This is a genomic window from Erwinia sp. PsM31, assembly GCF_030433775.1.
GTDB lineage: Bacteria > Pseudomonadota > Gammaproteobacteria > Enterobacterales > Enterobacteriaceae > Erwinia > Erwinia aeris.
The window spans coordinates 155,083-173,621 of the sequence record NZ_JARUWZ010000002.1 but is presented as its reverse complement, the minus strand read 5'-3'; the positions used below and the strand labels follow the sequence as shown (position 1 = coordinate 173,621).

Below are 18,539 nucleotides of genomic sequence, written 5' to 3'. Positions count from 1 at the left end.
TAACCGGGGTGCTTCGCCAGATTGACGACAAATTTTAACTAAATATTAACTATTGCCTGCGTAAGCATCACCGCTTTTAGCAGCAACTATTTTGCCAGTTTTGATATTAAGAATATGCCTGTATTTACTTGCGACGGCCGATGTGATGGAGTACCGGGGCGTCATGGAATGAATACCAGGGCAAATTTGAATTCTAATAACATTACTCAGTGCGGTTAGCATTATTTTCTATGAGGTGGCGGTATGAGAGTCGGCGTATCTAACGATAACTACCCGGAGAAACGGACGATAATTGTTGATGCTGACGTGGAATATGTGAACTTCAAAAACAAGAATATTTATTCTTATATAAATCTTCTGAACATGAAGTTTCTTAAAAAAGACAAAATTTTCCTGTTTCGACCGCTGGTCGGTTCGCAGAAAAAAAACATTGATGTCTTTCACGTTTTCAACGAGATAGCAATAACCGACCGTAAATGGGTGGCGACGTTTGAAACCGAGCTGCCACGCATCCTGCCGCCTAAAAACGGCAGCAAAGAGGACAATCGCGCAAAGCTGCAACGGCTCTCTTCAGCGCTGACAGCCAATAATTGTTTAGCGCTGATCGCGCTTTCCGGCGCGGCCTATAAGATGGAAATGAAGCTGTTCAACGACAGCCCGGAGCTGTCGCGCGTGCTGCGCGACAAGATGGTGGTTATGCATCCGCCGCAAAAGCTCTATATGACCGAGCGACCGGCGCGTAATGCCGCCGACCCGGTTCATTTTGTTTTTATTGGCAAAGACTTTTATCGCAAAGGCGGCGGCGAAATCGTGCAGGCCTTCGGCGAACTGCTGGCCACCAACGCTATCCATCCGGAACAAATCAAAGTTACGCTGATAGGCGATCTTGAGAAAACGAACAACTACGCGTTCGGCCCTTATCAGGACGATCCGGCGTTTGCCCGTGAGACGGAAGCGACCATTGCCCGCTACGATCTTTTCGAGCATCACAGCGCCATGCCGAATGATAAAGTGATGCGGCTGTTGCAAAAAGCGGATGTCGGCCTGCTGCCAACCTGGGCTGAAACCTATGGGTTTTCCGTGCTGGAGATGCAGTCCTGCGGCTGTCCGGTGATCACCACTAACGTGCGTGCGCTGCCGGAAATCAATCCGCAAGAGGCGGGCTGGTTGATTAGTCATCCGCTGAACGACGATTGCGACTATGCCATTACTTCTCTGCAAGACCGCGATGCCCTGCGTCGTAAAACGGTCGACCGCATGAAAAACATTATTGAGGATATTATTCGCCATCCTGAACAGATCCACGATAAAGCCAATGCGGCTATCGCCAGGATCCAGTCTGAGCATAACGTAGAAGCGTATCAGGCCAGGCTGAAGAAGCTTTACAGCAAATAACCTCACCACGCTTAAACAACGCCGGGAGCATGCTCAGTCTCCCGGTCTGTACAACGCCGCCTTATCCCTTTTCAGCATGCGCAATAAACAAACGCTGACGATTTCCGCGCTTTAAATGCCTGCTTTATGCACTCAGTAATGCGTATCCGGAATGCCTGCTTTATGCACTCAGTGATGCGTACCCGGAATGCCTGCTTTATGCACTCAGTTATGCCTACCTTAAATGCCTGCTTTATGCACTCAGCAACGCATACCTGAAATGCCTGCTTTATGCACTGAGTAATGCGTACCCGTTATGCCCGCTTTATGCACTCAACAACGCATAACTGAACTACCCGCTTTATGCAGACAGCAATGCGTACGCGACATAATCCTTCCGCTCCTGAATTATCACCTAAAATACATTAATTAAATGGTATTTTCTTTTTGACTGAATTTGGTTAATTTTACGTTGCGTAATTGTAATTTGAAATCAACTATCCCTGTGGTTAATTCGAGAGACGAAAATGATAAAGCTAACGAGTATTGTTATAGCAATCGTCGGTATTGCTATGCTTTACATGGGTGGGAAATTGCTGCTGTTGGGCGGGTCGCCATTCTATGTGGTGATAGCGATTGGCCTGTTGCTGACGGCTATTGCGCTGTTCAAAAATAAAAAAATTGCGCTGTCGATTTATGCAATTTTAATGTGGCTGGTGGTCGCCTGGACCATTTATGAGGTTGGTTTTGATAAGTGGCAGTGGATCCCGCGCGGCGACATTATTGGCCTGCTCGGCGTCTGGCTGGCTTTACCCTGGATTGTACGCCCGTTGTCAAAAGCGCAGGGCGCAGCTAAACCTGCCGGCTTCCATCCTTTTCTCGGCACGACAGTTATCGTTATTATCGCTCTCGTTATCGGTCTGGCTTTCTATGACCCTTATCCGCAGGCAGGCAAGCTGACCAACAAACGCACCCCGGTTGATACCGCCGTGGCGAGCAATGACTGGACGGCCTACGGCGGCACCAGCAACGGCCTGCGCTTCTCCGATCTGAAGCAGATCACTAAGGATAACGTCAGTAATCTGGAAGTGGCCTGGACCTATCACACCGGCGATCTGCGCACCGAAAAGGATGCGACGGAGTACACTTTTGAAGCCACGCCGCTGAAGGTGAACAACACCGTTTATTTCTGTACGCCGCATAATGAAGTTCACGCGCTGAATCCGGAAACCGGCGAGCTGAAGTGGAAATATCAGCCTGCGAAAGATCGTTCTTATCTGCAGCAGCACCAGACCTGTCGCGGCGTCAGCTATTATGCGCCAGAAGCGCAGCCAGCGTCAGCAGCAGAAGCGCCGGCCATGTGCCGCAAGCGCATTTTTAACGCGACGACCGACGCTAAGCTGATCGCGCTGGATGCGGACAGCGGCAAGCCATGCGCTGACTTTGGCGAAAACGGCATCGTTGATTTGCGTGCGAATATGGGCAACATTCGTCCACACGCGCTGATGCAGACCGCTGCACCGCTGGTTGCAGGTAACCTGGTGATCGTTGGCGGCTCGGTGATGGATAACGGCTTTAACAGCGGTAACCCATCCGGCGTTATTCGGGCTTATGACGTCACCAGTGGTCGCCTGGTCTGGAACTTCGATCCGGCTAATCCGCAGCAGACGCAGCCGCTGCCGGCAGGCCAGACCTATCCTCAGGACACGCCGGTTGCGTGGGCTACGCTGAGCGCCGATTTGAAAAATGGCCTGGTGTACGTGCCGTTCGGCAACGCATCGCCAGACGAGCTGGGCAATCGCCGCGACGCTAACAGCAATACAGAGAAGTTCCGCGATACCCTGGTAGCGCTGGATTTAAAAACCGGTGCCTTTAAGTGGCGCTTCCAGTCATCCAAAAACGACCTGTGGGATCGTGATAATCCTTCCCAGCCTTCGCTGCTGGATATCGACTATCAGGGCAGCCGTCAGCCAGTGGTGATCCTGCCAACCAAAACCGGCAACCTGTTTGTACTGAACCGGTTGACCGGTCAGGCTGTCTATCCTGTTAATCAGGTAGATGTTTCTACTACAGGCGGCGTGCAGGGCGAGAAGTTTTCGCCGACTCAGCCCGTTTCGGCGCTGAACTTTATCCCGGATCCGCTGAAAGAGAAGTCGATGTGGGGGCTGACGCCGTTCGATCAGATGGCCTGCCGCATCGAATTTAAATCTATGCGCTATGACGGCAACCCGTGGACGCCTTCTACCGAAGCGGGCACCATTGTCTTCCCCGGCAATATCGGCGTATTTAACTGGGGCTCGGTGGCCATCGATCCGGAACGTCAAATTCTGATCGCTTCGCCGGTACGTCTGGCTTACAAGTACAACCTGATCAAGCGTACCCCGGAAACGGAAAACAAACGTCTGTTTACTAAAGACGGCACGCCATACTGGAACGAGAACTTTGAAGGGGATTACGCGATCCATATTCAGCAGTTCGCCTCCAGCCTGGGGATCCCGTGCATTGCTCCGCCTTGGGGCCGTATGGTCGGTGTCGATCTGACTACCGGTAAAACCGAATGGCTGCGCCGCGTGGGCACTACCAAAAACCTGAAAACCACCTTCCTGCCGGGCCGCTTCCCGATTGGCTTCCCTATGGGCATGGTGGCGCACGGCGGGCCGCTGACTACGGCGGGCGATCTGGTGTTCCATGGCGCAACGGCGGATAACTTCTTCCGCGCTTACGACATCAATACGGGCGAGCTGCTGTGGCAAACCGAGCTGCCGGCAGGTGGTCAGGCGACGCCAGCCACCTATATGGGCGCGGATAACAAGCAGTATGTGATTATCGCCGCAGGCGGTCACGGTTCGCTGGGCACCAAAGCAGGGGACAGCGTTGTCGCCTGGCGCCTGAAGCAATAGTGGCGTAATAAAAACACGGACGGCAGGATGCCGTCCGTTATTCATTTGTTCATAACGATGTCGACATCACCGTCACACCAGCAAAAAACCGCAGCTTTACGTCCGCTCCGTCAGACAAAAATCAGCTTTGCAGCAGTCAGGCTAAGGATCGCTACCGTAAACATGCAGGCCGTCAGCCACTTAGTCTGTCCGGTTAGCGCTTTATACATCTCGACCCGCAACAGGTTCAGATCGTTCCTGACCTCAGCCAGCTCTTCACGCGTAGCCAGTCCGAGGATATCGCTTTTAGTGGCAAAGGTTTCCATACGTTCAGCCATCACCTGCAGAGCGCTTTTGGTGGCGAAGGTGTCGGCGCGTTCAGCCAGCATCTGCAGATCGCTTTTAGTGGCAAAGGTGTCGGCGCGTTCAGTCAGCACCTGCAGATCGCTTTTGACAGCGTGCATTTCGGCTCGCGTAGCCAGCTCGCGAATATCGCTTTTAGTCGCAAAGGTGTCGGCACGCGCAATCAGCGTCTGTAGGTCGCTTTTAATCGTATTCGTTTCGGCTTGCGAAGCCAGCTCGTGAATATCGCTTTTAGTAGCGAAGGTATCAGCACGCGAGGCCAGCGCGTTAAAATCGTTTTTAGTAACGAAAGTTTCGGCCCGCTCGGTTAATATCGCTAAATTGAGCTTTATCTGATGCGTATCCTGTTCCAGCCGGTCAAAACGGTTAACCTGCCTGCTCATCGACTCTCCTCCCTGTGATTTTGCCCTTGCGCGCGCTCGTTTTTCCTTCCCGGACACGAGCGGCGATTTCCTTAACGCAACGCGATCGTAAAACATAGCAGAACTCCTTTTTCTGTCCCGCCGCTATATTATTGCGGCGAGAGAAGAATGAAAAAGGAATTTACTGCTGCCAGGGAGTTTAACACTGGATATTCGAGATGGCTTCAGCTTTTTGCAACACTGCCATGAGATTTACATTTTTTTCTGAAGCAGCTTCATATTAATGCCCAAATGCCCAAATGGGCAGCACAGGAAATAACGGGCAGCCGGTATTAATGCTGCCCGTATAATAACGCTAACCCGTTAATTTAAACCTTAACGGTATTCAGCATATAGTCGGCCAGGCGCAGACTCAGCGCGGCGCCGGTCAGCGTCGGGTTCATGCAGGAGGCAGAGGGCATCACGCTGGTGCCGGCGATAAACAGGTTAGGGTGGTCGTGGCTCTGGCACTGTCTGTTAACCACGGAATCAGCCGGATTATCACCCATAATTGTGGTGCCCATAATATGCTGGCGATCCTGATAACCCATATCAATTTTTGATATATCCGCATTTAGTAGCTGAGCAAATTTATCAAAATCCTTCAGGCCCTGTTCTTTTCCTGCGTGCCAGTAGTCGGTGACGCTGTAATATATTTCTGGTACAGGTATCCCTATTGCGTCCTTTTTGGTTTTGCTGGGGACGATACGATTTTCCGCCAGCGGCAGCGTCTCAAAGTCGATAGCGAAATTAAGCGAACGCGCCGACATCCTTTTTAATTCCTCATCCAGCTTTGAGCCGAGCACGCCTTTCTTAATCAGCGAGGCCGCATAGTCCGCCGTTGGCACCGTATTACGTACTTTTATTTTATAGCTGGGGAAATCCTTGCGAAAATCACCGTCGCGATTGTTGAGGTAAACCAGCAGTTCCGTTGGCCCCTGGCCTGGCCAGACATCCTCATTCATCATTACGTTCATGCTGATGCCGGTATGGCCCATCAGATTGCGACCCACCTGGTCGGAGCTGTTGGCAATGCCGTGCGGATAGCGTTCGGAAGCGGACATCAGCAGCAGCTTGGGCGACTCAATCCCGTAGGCGGCCAGCACAAAGTAGTTAGCGGTCAGGTGGTGGTTGCTGCCATCGGGACGGCGATACCAGATGCCGCTGATGTTACCTTGCTCATCGGCTTCTATTTTATAAACCACCGAGTTATCCAGCAGCTTCGCGCCGTGACGCTCTGCCTCATCAATATGCATTGAGCCGTCATATTTTGCCGCGATCGGGCAAACCGGATTGCAGTTATTGTTGCCCGCGCAGGCCGGGCGCTGACCATAAGGCCGCGTGGCGCGACCGTTCGGCTCCATCACCGGATGATAGCCGCCTTTGCCCAGCAGGACGGAAAGCCGTTTAAAAAGATAGCTGGGCTCCAGCCCCTTCATCGGAAAAGGCGTGGAGCGCGGCGGCCAGGCTTCGCCGCCGTGTCCGCTCTCATCCTGGCCGTCCATGCCCGACACGCCCAGCTCTCGTTCGGCCTCGCCGTACCAGGGCTCCAGATCCTGATAGGCGATGGGCCAGTCGCGACCGCGGCCATACAGGCTTTGCAGTTTGAAATCGTTCGGGATCATGCGCCACAGCGCGGAGCCAAAATGCCAGGTGGTGCCGCCAACCACGCGCAGGTATTTGGTCGGGTATTTTACCGGGCCGGCCTGCTGTAAGTAGTCGCTATAGGTTGAAGGGACGTGGGGCAAATCGGGATAGGGTGAACCCACGCCCTGGAGTTTCATATTGGTGAGGGACATCTTAAAAGGCGAATTGCGAAAGCGCTCGACGATTTCCTGACGCTTAACGCGCGGGCCGGCTTCGACGATAATCACCGATTTTCCCGCCTTTGCCAGTTGGGTCGCGACCAGACCGCCCATGACGCCGGAGCCAATGACGATCACATCGGCATCGATATTTTTCATTGCTGACCTTCCATTTTAACCGTTTCGGGATTGCTGCCCCAGGAATCCGGGCCGCTGCCATAGGTCGGCACCACCAGAATGCCCTGCGTTGGCTGATACATCATGGCGTCGGCGTAGGCGATAAGTTCGCTTTTCGCACCTTCGCCGACCACGCCGGTGTACCAGCTGCCAATAATCAGCGAGGCGGTGCGAAAAAGCGGCGTATCGCTGGCCGTGGCCTGCAAAAAGTCATCAACGTGGGCAAAGCGCCGTTCGGCGAGATAATCCGCCAGCGCGGCGAAGCGGGACGGGAAATCCGCATAGTGACGCTCCAACGCGGCATAATAACGCTGGCTGAGAATGGCGCTGACCGGGCGGCTGACCAGAAAAGCGGACAGCGCGTTAAAATCGGCGGCAGCGGGCTGCGCGGCAAGCTGACGCGGAAAAAGAGTGGCGCAGCAGGCGCTGAGGGAGAGCGCGGCCATGCCTTTCAGCAGCCGGCGGCGGCCGGGATTAGTGGGCTGCATGTTGCCTCCTGTTTCGACGGCGTAATACAAGGCCCGCGACGATAAGTACCACCACAAGCAGTAACCCCAGTAGCGCGGCGGGACGGGTTAATTTGACCAGTAAAGGCGTATCGCCGCCTTCACGCAGCTGCTTCACCCGTTCAGGCGTAACGACTACCGCCGGATTGCCGAAGTTTTTCAGTACGTAGTTGCTGACGTCAGCAATCTGCCGATCGCTGAGGCGATTGGTAAATTCGGCATCAGGGCCGAAAGCGGGCATAGCGATATCATCCCGCCGAACGCCAAACAGGATGGCGGAAACCAGATTATCGGGCTGAGGCGCGCCGGTGGCCGTGTTGTGAAACAGGGAAGGGTAGCGATCGTTACCCTGACCCTGGGCCTGATGACAGTTGGCACAGCTGCCGCTGAAAACCTGCCAGCCGGCATCGCTTTGCCCGCTCTGGCCGCGCAGCCGCTGTTCGGCATCCGAAGCCTGACCATAGCTGTCGCGCGCGCGGCCGGTGCCGCTGTTGACCGCCGGAACCTGGCGCAACCAGGCGGTAATCGCCTGGATGTCCCCATCGCTAAGATGCGCCAGACCGTGCTCAACCGCTTCCGCCATTGGCCCGGCGGCCTGGGCTTTGGCGATATGGCCGGTTTTCAGGTAGCGCGCCAGCTCGTCGTGGCTCCAGCTGCCGATGCCGGACTGCGCATCAGGCGTGATATTGGGCGCATACCAGCTACCCAGGCTGCTGCCGGAAAAGGCGCGATCGTTGTCCTGCGCCAGCAAAAAATTACGCGGCGTATGGCAGGTATCGCAGTGGGCCAGCGCGTTGACCAGATAGTCGCCGCGATTGATCTCCGGCGACTTATCCGGCTGCGGCACAAAGCGTTGGTTCTCCGCAAACAGCCAGTTCCAGACCAGCATTGACGCGCGGATGCTGAAGGGAAAAGGCAGGTGCGTCTGCGGCGCGGCGCGATCTACCGGCGCAACGCCGTGCATAAAATAGTGATACAGCGCGTGGATATCCTCGTCGCTGATTTTGTTGTAGGCGGTATAAGGCATAGCGGGATAGAGATGGCGCCCCTGTTTATCGATGCCTTCACGCACTGCCCGCGCAAACTCCGCCTCGCTGTATTCGCCGATGCCGTAACGGGTTGAAGGCGTAATATTACTGGCATAGATATCACCCAGCGGTGAGTGGATCGCATAGCCGCCCGCCATCGGCGCGCCCTGCTGTGGCGACGTGTGGCAGGCGCCGCAGTCGGCGGCCAGCGCAAGATATTTTCCCTTAGCGATAAGATCTTGATCACCCGAAGGCTGCACGGCGGCAGACGTTATCCCGGTGAAAAGGATCAGGCTCATCGCCAAAGGCAGACTTAATCGTCTCACCTGACATGCTCCTGTAAAAAGAAAAATGCTGCCGCCCTGTAGCCGGGCGGTTCGTCATCATGGACAGGGGCAAACGGCCGTGCCGCATGCCCTCAATCGGGTTAAAGCAGCTCGTAATCGTTAAAGATCAGCGGCGTTTCTCCGCCGTTGATCAGTTCTACCTGGCCTGGCTGGGTCAGGATGGCGTCGCCGCGATGCAGCCAGACTTCTTTATTGTGGTTAGGCTGACCGGGCACCGACTCCAGCAGGCGGCCTTCGGTAAAAAAGACGCGGACGCCCGGCCCGTGTTGGCTATAGAGCGTGGTGCTTTCGCCCGGTTGCAGAGTGACTTTCCAGCCCTTGACCGTTTTTTTATCCAGCACCTGCTGGAATTCGGGCAGCTCAGGCCGGGTCGCGCCGCCAAAGTTTTGCGGGCCGTTCTGTTTAATCTCAAAAGCCACCTGATGGTTCAGCGTGGTGCCGGTGTTGGTGACCTTATCGGTATCGGATTTGCCCTGATGCGCGCCGAACTTCACATTGCCGGTTTTCATCTCGGTATCTTTAGCCGGCTCGTTGGGATAGGAAATATGCACCAGGCTGCCGTTGATATGGGTGTTCACATAATCCAGGTGCTGCTCATGAAACAGCGTGGACTGGCCGGGCCGGATCATGACGCGCATCACGGTGACGTACTGATTTTCCAGGATCACGTGATGCAGCGGCTCCAGATCGGTGGCGACCACTTTTTCCGCGGCGTGTCCGGCTGGTACCGTCAGGGCGAACAGGCCCGTAGCGCACAGGGCGGAAAGGAAGGGATGTCTGCGTTTCATATTCTCTCCTGTTATGACTGCCATTCAGGCCCGTCCGGGCCCGTAGTAATTACTCTTCGACCAGCGATACCCAGTTGGCGCCTTTGCCCGTGGCATAACGGCCGTTCAGCGTCAGCGCGCCGGAGGTCGGATCGATAGAGTAGAGCGAAAGCTGGGTCGATTTTTGTCCGGACTCGATCAGAAAGCGCCCGCTGCTGTCGATAGCGAAGCCGCGCGGCTGCTGCTCGGTTTTAATGCTGGTGAGGTAAGTCAGATGCCCGTCATGGGGATCGACGGAAAAAGAGGAAAGGGTGCTGCTGGTGCGCTCGGTGGAATAAAGAAAGCGGCCGTCCGGCGTGATATGGATATCCGCCTGCCAGATGCGTGGCTTATGCGAAGGCGGCAGATCGTCGTCACCCGTTAGCGGTCGCGCTTCACCGCGCTGCATATCTTCTTTGGGCGAGACGGAATTTACCGTTGCAACCGGCGTCGTGGTGCCGTCGGCGTTCAGCGTCAGCTGGCTGATATTGCCCGCCATTTCGGTCAGCACGTAGAGGCTGCGCTTGCCCTGTTTGTCCACGTTGGGCGCAATAACAAAATGCCTTGGGCCGGTTGCCGCCTCGCTCTGAATATTGACGAAGGGCGGATCGTTGGGCGTTACCTTGCCGCTGGCGGCGTCAAAGCGGTATTGCAACAGCTGATCGGCACCCAGCAGCGTGACGAACAGGAAATGGTTGCCGGGATCGACCTGAATAGCGTGCGCGCGCTTGCCGGTGTGCACGACCTGTACCGGCTGCGCCTGCACCTGACCGTTGCTGTCGATGCGATTAATGCTGAACAAGTCGCCGCCGTAAGAGGCGCTCAGCAAAAAGCGCCCCTGCTTATCCAGCGAGATATAGGCCATGCTCTCCGGCAGCGGCGACTGGCTGGCCTTAACCAGCTGGCCATCGGGCTGGATATGATAAGCCACCACGCTGTAAGGCTTGCTGCGTACCGAGACATAAAGCATTTTCTTATCGGGTGAGACAACGGAAGACATCGCCTTTGCGCCCGCCGGGAAACTGCCGATCGGCACCAGCGCTTTTTTCGCTTTATCCAGCTGGTAGCCGGTAACGGTGCCGCTTTCGGCATTGGAAACATACACCAGGCTTTGCGCCTGAGCCGCGCCCGTCAGGGCTGCCAGAGAAAGCAGCACGCCTGCGTAAATTTTTTTCATTATTATTTCCTTGTAGGGTAAAAAGCCTTACCAGCGCGCGGCGAAAACTTCGCACAGTTCCGCGACGTCGCTGTCGCCGAGCGGCTGGGGTTTCACCGCTGCCTGCCGCCACAGGCGGGCGGTTTCTTCCAGCTCTTCCAGCGCGAAACAGGCGGAGAGCACCGAACGGCCCCAGACGACCGGGCCAAGCCGTTCCAGCATCACGCCGCGCACTTCGCAGGCGAGTTGAGCCACCTGTTCCGCCACCTGCGGCGCGCCGGGACGGCAGTAGCGGATCAGCGGAATGCGGCCAACCTTCATCACCTGGTAAGGCGTGATCGGCGGCAGAATGCATTCCGGCTGCCAGACCCCTTCCAGCGTCAGCCCGACCAGGTTAGTGGAATGCGTATGCACCACGCCCTGAACCTCCGGGTTATGGTCGTAAACCTGACGGTGCAGCAGCAGCGTTTTCGAAGGCTTATCGCCCGACAGCCATTCGCCTTCACGACTGACCTTAGCGATCTGCTGCGGCACCAGGCGACCCAGGCAGGCATCGGTAGGGGTGATCAGCCAGCCATCTTCCAGACGAGCGCTAATATTTCCTGCGGTGCCGACGGTATAGCCGCGCTCGTAAAGGCTTCTGCCTGCCTGGCAGATCTCTTCGCGCAGCTGCTGTTCAGTAGTCATTGCTTCTCTCCGCATCCGGGTTAAATTTTGTGATCGGCCGTCATTACCTTACCGGCCGTTTCGTCTTTTTTTATCGCCAGCGGCTCCACTTTGCCCATGATGAACATAAAGTTAAGCGCGCCGAACAGGCAGATACCGCCCGCCACCAGCAGCGGCACCACGAAAGAGCCGTGGCTGAGGGTCAGCATCAGTCCGGTAAAGGAGGCGGTGACGATCCCGGCCAGATTGCCGGCAAAGTTTTGAATGCCGCCCAGGGTGCCGACATAGCCCGCGCTGGGCGCGACGTCGGCGGGCAGGGTCCAGATATTGGCGGCGGTAAAGGCCAGGCCTGCGTAGGTCAGTGAGAACAGCGTCAGGATCACCGGGATACTGTTGGTGAAAGCGGCGAAGGCGATCACCGAAGAAAGCAGCATGCCGCCAATCAGGCAGGATTTACGGGCGGTGGTCAGCGAAAAGCCCCGGCGATAGAGCCAGTCGGAGGTCAGGCCGCCCAGCAGGCTGCCGGGGATGCCCATCAGCGCCGGGATCGCGCCCAGCGTGCCCAGCTCCTTCAGCGAAAAGCCGTGCGCCATGGTCAGGTAGGTCGGAAACCAGGTGACGAAGAAGTAGGTAGCAAAGTTCATGCAGAAGAAACCGATCATCATTCCCCAGACGGTGCGGTAGCGGAACAGACCGGCGATATGCACTTTTTCGTTTTTCCCCAGCGTCTGTACGCTGCGGTCGGCCAGCAGATTCTGGCGCTCTTGCTCCTTCAGGCCTTTCATCTCCTCCGGTTCACGGTAGAAAACCAGCCAGATAGCTACCCAGATCAGCCCTAGCGCGCCGGTGACAATAAACGAGGTTTCCCAGTCCCAGGTGCTGATCAGCCAGGCGACCAGCGGCAGGGCGATGGCGCTGCCCGCGCGCGGGCCAGCATCGAAGATACCGCTGGCGGTGGCGCGCTCCTTTTTGGCGAACCAGGAGTAAACCACCTTGGCGCAGCCCGGATAGCCGCCCGATTCGCCCAGGCCCAGCATCAGACGCGAGGCGAAAATGGAGGTAAAGCCGCGGCCAAAAGCGGTAAACACGGTAAACAGCGACCACCAGCCTACGGCGATAGCCAGGCCGGTGCGCGCGCCCAGGCGGTCAATCAGTCGACCAGCCGGGATCTGCATCAGCGCATAGGTCCAGAAAAAAGCGCCAAGGATCAGCCCCATGCTGGTGTCGTCCAGCCCGAGATCTTTTTTGATATGTGGGGCGGCGATGGCTAAATTAATGCGATCTATGTAGTTGATGGCGATGGCGAAAAAGCAGAACGCGATCATCAGCCAGCGGATCTGCGGGTATCTACGCATGGTGAATTCCTTTATGATTTCGGGGCCGTAATGCACGAGCGCGCCCGCCTTAATGTTATGGTTAAGTAAAGTTCTTTCAGTATTTGATAATATGATGTTAAAAGTAAGCGATTACAAAATTCAGTCAAGCAAAAAGTAAGCGCTTTCAAATAGAGGTATTGGTTGTCTGTAAATTTTGTGGGCAACGTCACTAATTTCGCTCTGGAGTCTGAAGATGTCCGATAAGCCATCGCCATCCGCCCGCGTTTCGCTGGACGATGTCGCCCTGCGTGCGGGGGTATCCACCGCTACCGTTTCACGAGTGCTGAACGGCAGCGCCTCCGTCCGTCCGTCGCGCCGGGAGGCGGTTGAGCGCGCCTGCGAAGAGCTGGGCTATGTCATTAACCGCGCCGCCCGCACGCTGGCTTCTCGCCGCAGCATGACCATTGGTGCGGTAGTGCCGACGCTGGCGACGGAAACCTTTTCCCGGCCGCTGGCGGCTTTCCAGCAGCAGATCCACCAGTCCGGCTATACCATGTTGCTGGCCAGCTCCGATTTCGATCCCGATACCGAGCTGAAAGAGGTCAACAAGCTGGTGGAATACGGCATCGACGCGCTGATGCTGGTGGGCAACAGCCACCACCCGCGCCTGTGGGAGCGCATCGCTCAACAGAATATTCCCTGTATCCAGACCTTTTCCGTGGACGCGCGCTATCCCAGCGTGGGCTACGACAACGAGCTGGCGGCAGGCGAGCTGACCGCGCACCTGCTGGCGCTGGGGCATAAAGTCTTTGCCGTGATCGTCGGGACGCCGCCGTCCAACGATCGCGTTTCCGATCGTATTACCGGCACGCGGCAGGCGCTGGCAGCGGCGGGGCTGACGCTGGACGAGGCCAATCTGATCAACAGCGCCTTTACCATGAACGAAGCGCGCGAGGCGATGTTCCGCCTGCTGGACGGGCCAAATCCGCCGACGGCGGTGATCTGCGGTAACGATCTGCTGGCCTTTGGCGCGATGCGGGCGGCCAGCGAGCGCTATCTGCGCATCCCGAACGATATTTCGATTACCGGCTTCAATGACTATGAATATGCCGAGCATCTGGAGCATCCGCTGACCACCATGCGCGTGGAGCTGGATCGCATCGGTGAGGTCGCGGCAGACTATCTGCTCGCCACGCTGAATGGCGAAACCGCGCCCGTGCAGACCCTGCTTAAACCCGAGCTGATCGTGCGCGGCAGCACCGGCTCCGCACCGCGCGCCGCCAAAGGCTAAACCGTGCGCCGCTTAGTTCCGCGCCGTCGGTGCGCAGGCCGAAAAAGTCTGCCGGGCGCCGCTCAGCCTCGTGCCGTTAGTGCGTAGACCGCTAAAGACTGCCAGGCGCCGCTTAGTTCCGCGCCGTCAGCCCGTAGTCCGCAAAGGCCTGCATTGCCTCTTTTTCTCGTAAAAAATTGAGCAGGGCGGCGGCGGCCTCTGGCCTGGCCGCCCGGTTAAAAACGCCGCCGGAAAAGGAGAGCACCTTCTGCGCGCCCGGCGGCAGCGGGCCAATGACCTTGATCCCTTTCACCATCAGCAGCTCGCTGATTTGCTGAACGGCGATATCCGCCGTGCCCTCCAGCAGCTGCGCGGCGGTAAAACCTTCTGCGATAGTGGTGGCGCGCGCGTTGATCGCCTCTTCAATCCCTAATTGTTTTAACAGCGCCTGAAAATAGATGCCGCTTGCGCCGCCCAGCGAATAAGCCACCGATTTCGCCGCCAGCAGCGCCCGGGTAAACGACGCCACGCTGCTGATATCGGGCGCAACGGCATCGGGCAGCATCGCCAGGCCAAGCGGCGAATCCACCAGCTCCACCCGGCTGTCGGCCGCCACCACGCCCTGGTCGATAAGCCTGTCCATCGCCTCTTTGGTCACGATGACCGCGTCCGCCGTTGCGCCGTCGGCAATATTTTTTTCAATAACCGAGGTTGGCTTCCAGTCAATAGTCAGCGGGTCGCCGTGGCTACGCAGCCAGGCCTGTTCCACGGCGGCGAAGGGCGCGCGAATAGCCAGTACGCTGAAAAGACGAAGTGTTCCGTTGCTCATAACCTGCTCCTTAGCCTGTTTTACGCAGATAGCTGCTGTCCAGCTCGCCGGGCGTGCGGACGCCGATCAGCGCCAGATCGCGATCAATTTCATCACGCAGAATATGCATGGCGTGCTCCACGCCCGCCTGGCCGCCGATGACGGCGCCGTAAAGGAACGGTCTGCCCAGGAAGACAAAATCCGCGCCCAGCGCCATCGCTTTCATTACGTCGGTGCCGCGCCGGATCCCGCTGTCGATAATGACCTTCATCGCGCCTTTTTTCGCCGCAATCTCCGGCAGAGTCAGCAGCGGCGGCACGGTATGATCCAGCTGGCGACCGCCGTGATTGGACAGGATCACCGCATCCGCGCCCAGATCGCGGGCGATAAAGGCGTCTTCCGGCGACATCAGGCCTTTGATTACCAGGTTGCCGCGCCATTTTTTGCGTATTGCCTCGACGTTTTTCCAGTTGAGTTTGTCGCGGGCGTGGGTATTGCGTACCTTGCTGGACATCATCGGCGGCCCGCGCTCGGCATCGGTATTTTCAAAATGCGGCGCGCCGTGGCGCAGAAAGGTTTGCGCAACCGTGCCCAGCAGCCAGCGTGGGTTCATGGCGCTTTGCAGCGCGACCTTCGGCGTAATTTTAATCGGCATACTGAAGCCGCTGCGCGTGTTGTGCTCGCGATTGCCCAGCATCGGCGTATCGCCAGTGACCACCAGTGTCTGGTAGCCCGCCGCGGCCACGCGATCCAGCAGCCTGTCGATACGCGGCTGATCGCCCGCCAGATAGGCCTGAAACCAGGCGTCCGGGTTGGCAGCGTGGACATCCTCCAGCTTGATTAGCGACGAGGCGCTAAGGATCATCGGCACGTTCATTGCCCTGGCCGCTTTCGCCAGCGCGATATCCGCCTGGTAAGCGACAAAAGAGGCGCCGCCAAGGGGCGCAACGCCGAAAGGATGGTGGTAGGTGTGGCCAAACAGGGTGGTGCGCTGATCGCGGCCGGAGACATCACGGAACATGCGCGGCACAAAAGTGTATTGACGGTAGGCCTCGAAATTACCGGCAATTCCACGGCCCGTTTCGACACCGCCCGCCACGTATTGATAAATCATATCCGGCAGGCGGCGCCGGGCGTGTCGTTCAAAATCATCCAGCGCCAGCAAATCACGAAAATGACGGGGCACCTTCTTCAGCGCCGGATTGCCGACGGTAGGCGCCGCACCTGGCGGGACGATGGCGGCAGAAGGAGTATTAGCAGATGAAGTCATAAGCGTTCTCGGATCCAGGGGTTAGACGCACAGCGTCATAAACGGATAAAGACAATTTATTTTGTAAGCGCTTTCAATTCTGGCTAATCATCTCTAACATTTCAATAACAGTCTGGCTGCATCATCGCCGATTTATGTGACGGAGTTCACTTTACAGCGACATTTGTAAGCCCTTACATTAAGTCATCGCCGTGCGCTCGGCCGACGCCTTCCAGGAGAAGCTCATGAACAGAATTGTTTTACTGCACGCCACACCGGTAGCGATGGCGCCTATTCATACCGCATTCAGCGAGGTCTGGCCGGAGGCGGAAACGGTCAACCTGCTTGATGACGGGCTTTCTCTCGATCGCGCCAGAGAAAGCGAGCTTTCCGCCGGGATGATCGACCGCTTTGTGCAGCTGGGAAAATATGGCTTTGCCCAGCAGGCGCAGGGCATTTTAATTACCTGTTCCGCGTTTGGCCCGGCCATCGACCGTTTAAGCGAAGAACTGCCGGTGCCGGTGCATAAACCGAATGAAGCAATGTTTATGGAGGCGGTGGCTCAGGGTAACCATATCGGCATGCTGGCGACTTTTGGCCCGGCGGTGAAAACCATGACCGAGGAATTCGATGACTACGTGGCGCAGCAGGGCTCGAAAGCGAAGCTGACCACGGTGCTGGTGGAGGACGCCATCGATCTGCTGAAAAGAGGCGATGCGGAGAGTCATAATCGCCTGGTGGCGGCGCGGGCGAAAGAGCTGGCGCACTGCGACGTGATTATGCTGGCGCATTTTTCTACTTCCCGCGCGGCCGAGAGCGTGCGTCAGCAGGTCACGATCCCGGTGCTGACCGCACCGCACGCCGCCGTTAAACGCATGAAGGCCAGCGTACTTGCTGCGGCTAAGGGGTAAAGGATGCTAATTGGCGTAATTGCAGATGATTTTACCGGCGCCAGCGATATCGCGGTGACGCTGGCGAAAGGCCTGGTTGGCGAGGGCGGACTTAACACCACGCAGTATTCCGGCGTACCGACGATGCCCGCCGACGCGGATGTAGAAGCGGGCGTGGTGGCGTTAAAAAGCCGCTCCGTTGCCGCCAGCGAGGCCGTGGAGCAGTCGCTGGCGGCCTGCCGCTGGCTGCTGGATCAGGGCTGCGAACAGATCGTTTTCAAATATTGCTCTACTTTCGATTCTACGGATAGCGGCAACATCGGGCCGGTAACGGACGCGCTGGCGGCGCTGCTGGAAGTCCGCAGCGTGGTAATGTGCCCGGCTTTCCCGGCGCTGGGACGTACGGTTTATCAGGGGCATCTTTTTGTACAGGATAAGCTGCTGAGCGAGTCCGGCATGGAGCATCATCCGCTGACGCCGATGACGGATGCGGATCTGCGGCGCGTGCTGCGTCGTCAAAGCGCCAACCCGGTTGCACATATTGCGTGGCAGACCGTAGTGCAGGGCAGCCAGGTTTTACAGCAGGCCATCAACGAGCCGCAGACGCGCACCCTGCTGATTGTGGACGCGATTAGCGAGCACGATCTGACTACCCTTGGCCGCGCCTGCCAGGGCGCGAAACTCGTTACGGGCGGATCGGGGATTGCGCTGGCCTTGCCGCATAATTTCATCGCTCAGGGGCGGGCAAAAGGGAAACAGGCGCAGGCTCCCCTTATCGACGGGCCGGAAGCTATCCTGGTCGGCAGCTGTTCCGGCGCGACGCGTCTACAGATAGCCGAACATCAGAAAAACCATCCTGTAATGATGATTGAGGTCAAAGACGTGCTGAGCGGCGAAACAGGGCCGGCGCAGCTGGTGGCCTTTATCACCGAGCATCAGGGCCGCGCGCCGTTGGTCTATTCCTCCGGCGATCCCGAGGCCGTAAAACGCGTACAGCAGCAGTATGGTCGTGAGCGGGTAGCGGCCGCGCTGGACAGCCTGTTCGGCGAGACCGCGCAGCAGCTGGTGGCGGCCGGCACGCGACGGATTGTGGTCGGCGGTGGCGAGACGTCCGGGGCGGTGGTCAGCGCATTAGGGCTGGGCGCGCTGACTATCGGCGCAGAAATAGATACCGGCGTTCCATCGATGGTGTCGCGCGGCAGGCAGCCTGTAGCGCTGGCGCTGAAGTCGGGTAATTTTGGCGGCAGAGACTTCTTTGCCCGAGCCGTCGATGCGCTGCGGGGCGATGATTAGAGACAGATTTGCTATGTAAATATTGGCGGATAACGCTGGCGCTGGCGAAGAAGCCGGTAATGGTATCTGCATGAGTGAATAACAGGCCTTATGATCGGCCGACGCGCACAAAAAAGCCGCCCGCATGAAGTGAACCCCTAATTGTTGGGTGTCCAACTTTCGGGGTTTACTTTATGGCGGTGGTTTAGTGAGCAGAAGTCTATTA

15 protein-coding genes are annotated in these 18,539 nt (G+C 57.2%); 5 read left to right on the top strand and 10 right to left on the bottom strand.

Annotated elements, in window-relative coordinates:
- Nucleotides 1-243: 243 nt before the first annotated feature.
- Together QCD69_RS02330 and QCD69_RS02325 are read left to right on the top strand one after the other, a co-directional pair.
- Nucleotides 244-1,395 (top strand): glycosyltransferase family 4 protein, encoded by a 1,152-nt coding sequence (locus QCD69_RS02330; protein WP_301250872.1) that lies wholly within the window; start codon nucleotides 244-246, stop codon nucleotides 1,393-1,395.
- A 506-nt stretch (nucleotides 1,396-1,901) separates the two neighbouring features.
- Nucleotides 1,902-4,274, top strand: coding sequence for a membrane-bound PQQ-dependent dehydrogenase, glucose/quinate/shikimate family (locus QCD69_RS02325; RefSeq protein ID WP_301250871.1), 2,373 nt, complete (start codon nucleotides 1,902-1,904; stop codon nucleotides 4,272-4,274).
- 110 nt (nucleotides 4,275-4,384) lie between these two features.
- Here the strand turns inward: QCD69_RS02325 and QCD69_RS02320 are convergent, their stop codons facing one another.
- The 8 genes from QCD69_RS02320 to QCD69_RS02285 form a co-directional block, all read right to left on the bottom strand.
- Nucleotides 4,385-4,999, bottom strand: coding sequence for a hypothetical protein (locus QCD69_RS02320; protein ID WP_301250870.1), 615 nt, complete (start codon nucleotides 4,997-4,999; stop codon nucleotides 4,385-4,387).
- 347 nt (nucleotides 5,000-5,346) lie between these two features.
- Nucleotides 5,347-6,981, bottom strand: a complete 1,635-nt coding sequence (locus tag QCD69_RS02315) for a GMC family oxidoreductase (RefSeq protein WP_301250869.1) — start codon at nucleotides 6,979-6,981, stop codon at nucleotides 5,347-5,349.
- Complete coding sequence (locus QCD69_RS02310) at nucleotides 6,978-7,487, bottom strand: sorbitol dehydrogenase family protein (protein ID WP_253454258.1); 510 nt, start codon at nucleotides 7,485-7,487, stop codon at nucleotides 6,978-6,980. The genes QCD69_RS02315 and QCD69_RS02310 overlap by 4 nt, the downstream gene beginning before the upstream one ends.
- Nucleotides 7,474-8,832: a c-type cytochrome gene (locus tag QCD69_RS02305; protein WP_436829746.1), complete on the bottom strand. Its 1,359-nt coding sequence runs from the start codon at nucleotides 8,830-8,832 to the stop codon at nucleotides 7,474-7,476. The genes QCD69_RS02310 and QCD69_RS02305 overlap by 14 nt, the downstream gene beginning before the upstream one ends.
- 128 nt (nucleotides 8,833-8,960) lie before the next feature.
- Nucleotides 8,961-9,668 (bottom strand): hypothetical protein, encoded by a 708-nt coding sequence (locus QCD69_RS02300; protein WP_253454255.1) that lies wholly within the window; start codon nucleotides 9,666-9,668, stop codon nucleotides 8,961-8,963.
- A 49-nt stretch (nucleotides 9,669-9,717) separates the two neighbouring features.
- Nucleotides 9,718-10,863, bottom strand: a complete 1,146-nt coding sequence (locus tag QCD69_RS02295) for a lactonase family protein (protein WP_253454253.1) — start codon at nucleotides 10,861-10,863, stop codon at nucleotides 9,718-9,720.
- 27 nt (nucleotides 10,864-10,890) lie between these two features.
- Nucleotides 10,891-11,529: a 3-oxo-tetronate 4-phosphate decarboxylase gene (gene otnC, locus QCD69_RS02290; RefSeq protein WP_301250867.1), complete on the bottom strand. Its 639-nt coding sequence runs from the start codon at nucleotides 11,527-11,529 to the stop codon at nucleotides 10,891-10,893.
- A gap of 20 nt (nucleotides 11,530-11,549) precedes the next feature.
- Entirely contained in the window at nucleotides 11,550-12,863 is a 1,314-nt protein-coding gene (locus QCD69_RS02285) for an MFS transporter (protein WP_253454249.1), read from the bottom strand.
- Between the two features lie 214 nt (nucleotides 12,864-13,077).
- Between QCD69_RS02285 and QCD69_RS02280 the strand changes: the two genes are divergently transcribed.
- A complete protein-coding gene (locus QCD69_RS02280) occupies nucleotides 13,078-14,115 on the top strand; it encodes a LacI family DNA-binding transcriptional regulator (protein WP_301250864.1) in 1,038 nt (345 codons plus the stop codon).
- A 112-nt stretch (nucleotides 14,116-14,227) separates the two neighbouring features.
- Here QCD69_RS02280 and QCD69_RS02275 read toward each other — a convergent pair whose 3' ends face one another.
- Both QCD69_RS02275 and QCD69_RS02270 read right to left on the bottom strand, forming a co-directional pair.
- Nucleotides 14,228-14,923 carry a molybdate ABC transporter substrate-binding protein gene (locus QCD69_RS02275; RefSeq protein WP_301250862.1) on the bottom strand — a complete coding sequence of 232 codons (696 nt, stop codon included), beginning with the start codon at nucleotides 14,921-14,923 and terminating at the stop codon, nucleotides 14,228-14,230.
- Nucleotides 14,924-14,933: 10 nt separating this feature from the next.
- The gene (locus tag QCD69_RS02270; RefSeq protein WP_253454243.1) at nucleotides 14,934-16,172 is read right to left on the bottom strand and encodes an alpha-hydroxy acid oxidase; all 1,239 of its coding nucleotides are present in this window, start codon (nucleotides 16,170-16,172) and stop codon (nucleotides 14,934-14,936) included.
- A gap of 224 nt (nucleotides 16,173-16,396) precedes the next feature.
- Here QCD69_RS02270 and QCD69_RS02265 point away from each other — a divergent pair, with 224 nt between their 5' ends.
- Both QCD69_RS02265 and otnK read left to right on the top strand, forming a co-directional pair.
- Nucleotides 16,397-17,062, top strand: coding sequence for an aspartate/glutamate racemase family protein (locus tag QCD69_RS02265; protein ID WP_301250860.1), 666 nt, complete (start codon nucleotides 16,397-16,399; stop codon nucleotides 17,060-17,062).
- A gap of 3 nt (nucleotides 17,063-17,065) precedes the next feature.
- Nucleotides 17,066-18,334, top strand: a complete 1,269-nt coding sequence (gene otnK, locus QCD69_RS02260; RefSeq protein WP_301250858.1) for a 3-oxo-tetronate kinase — start codon at nucleotides 17,066-17,068, stop codon at nucleotides 18,332-18,334.
- Nucleotides 18,335-18,539 lie beyond the last annotated feature (205 nt).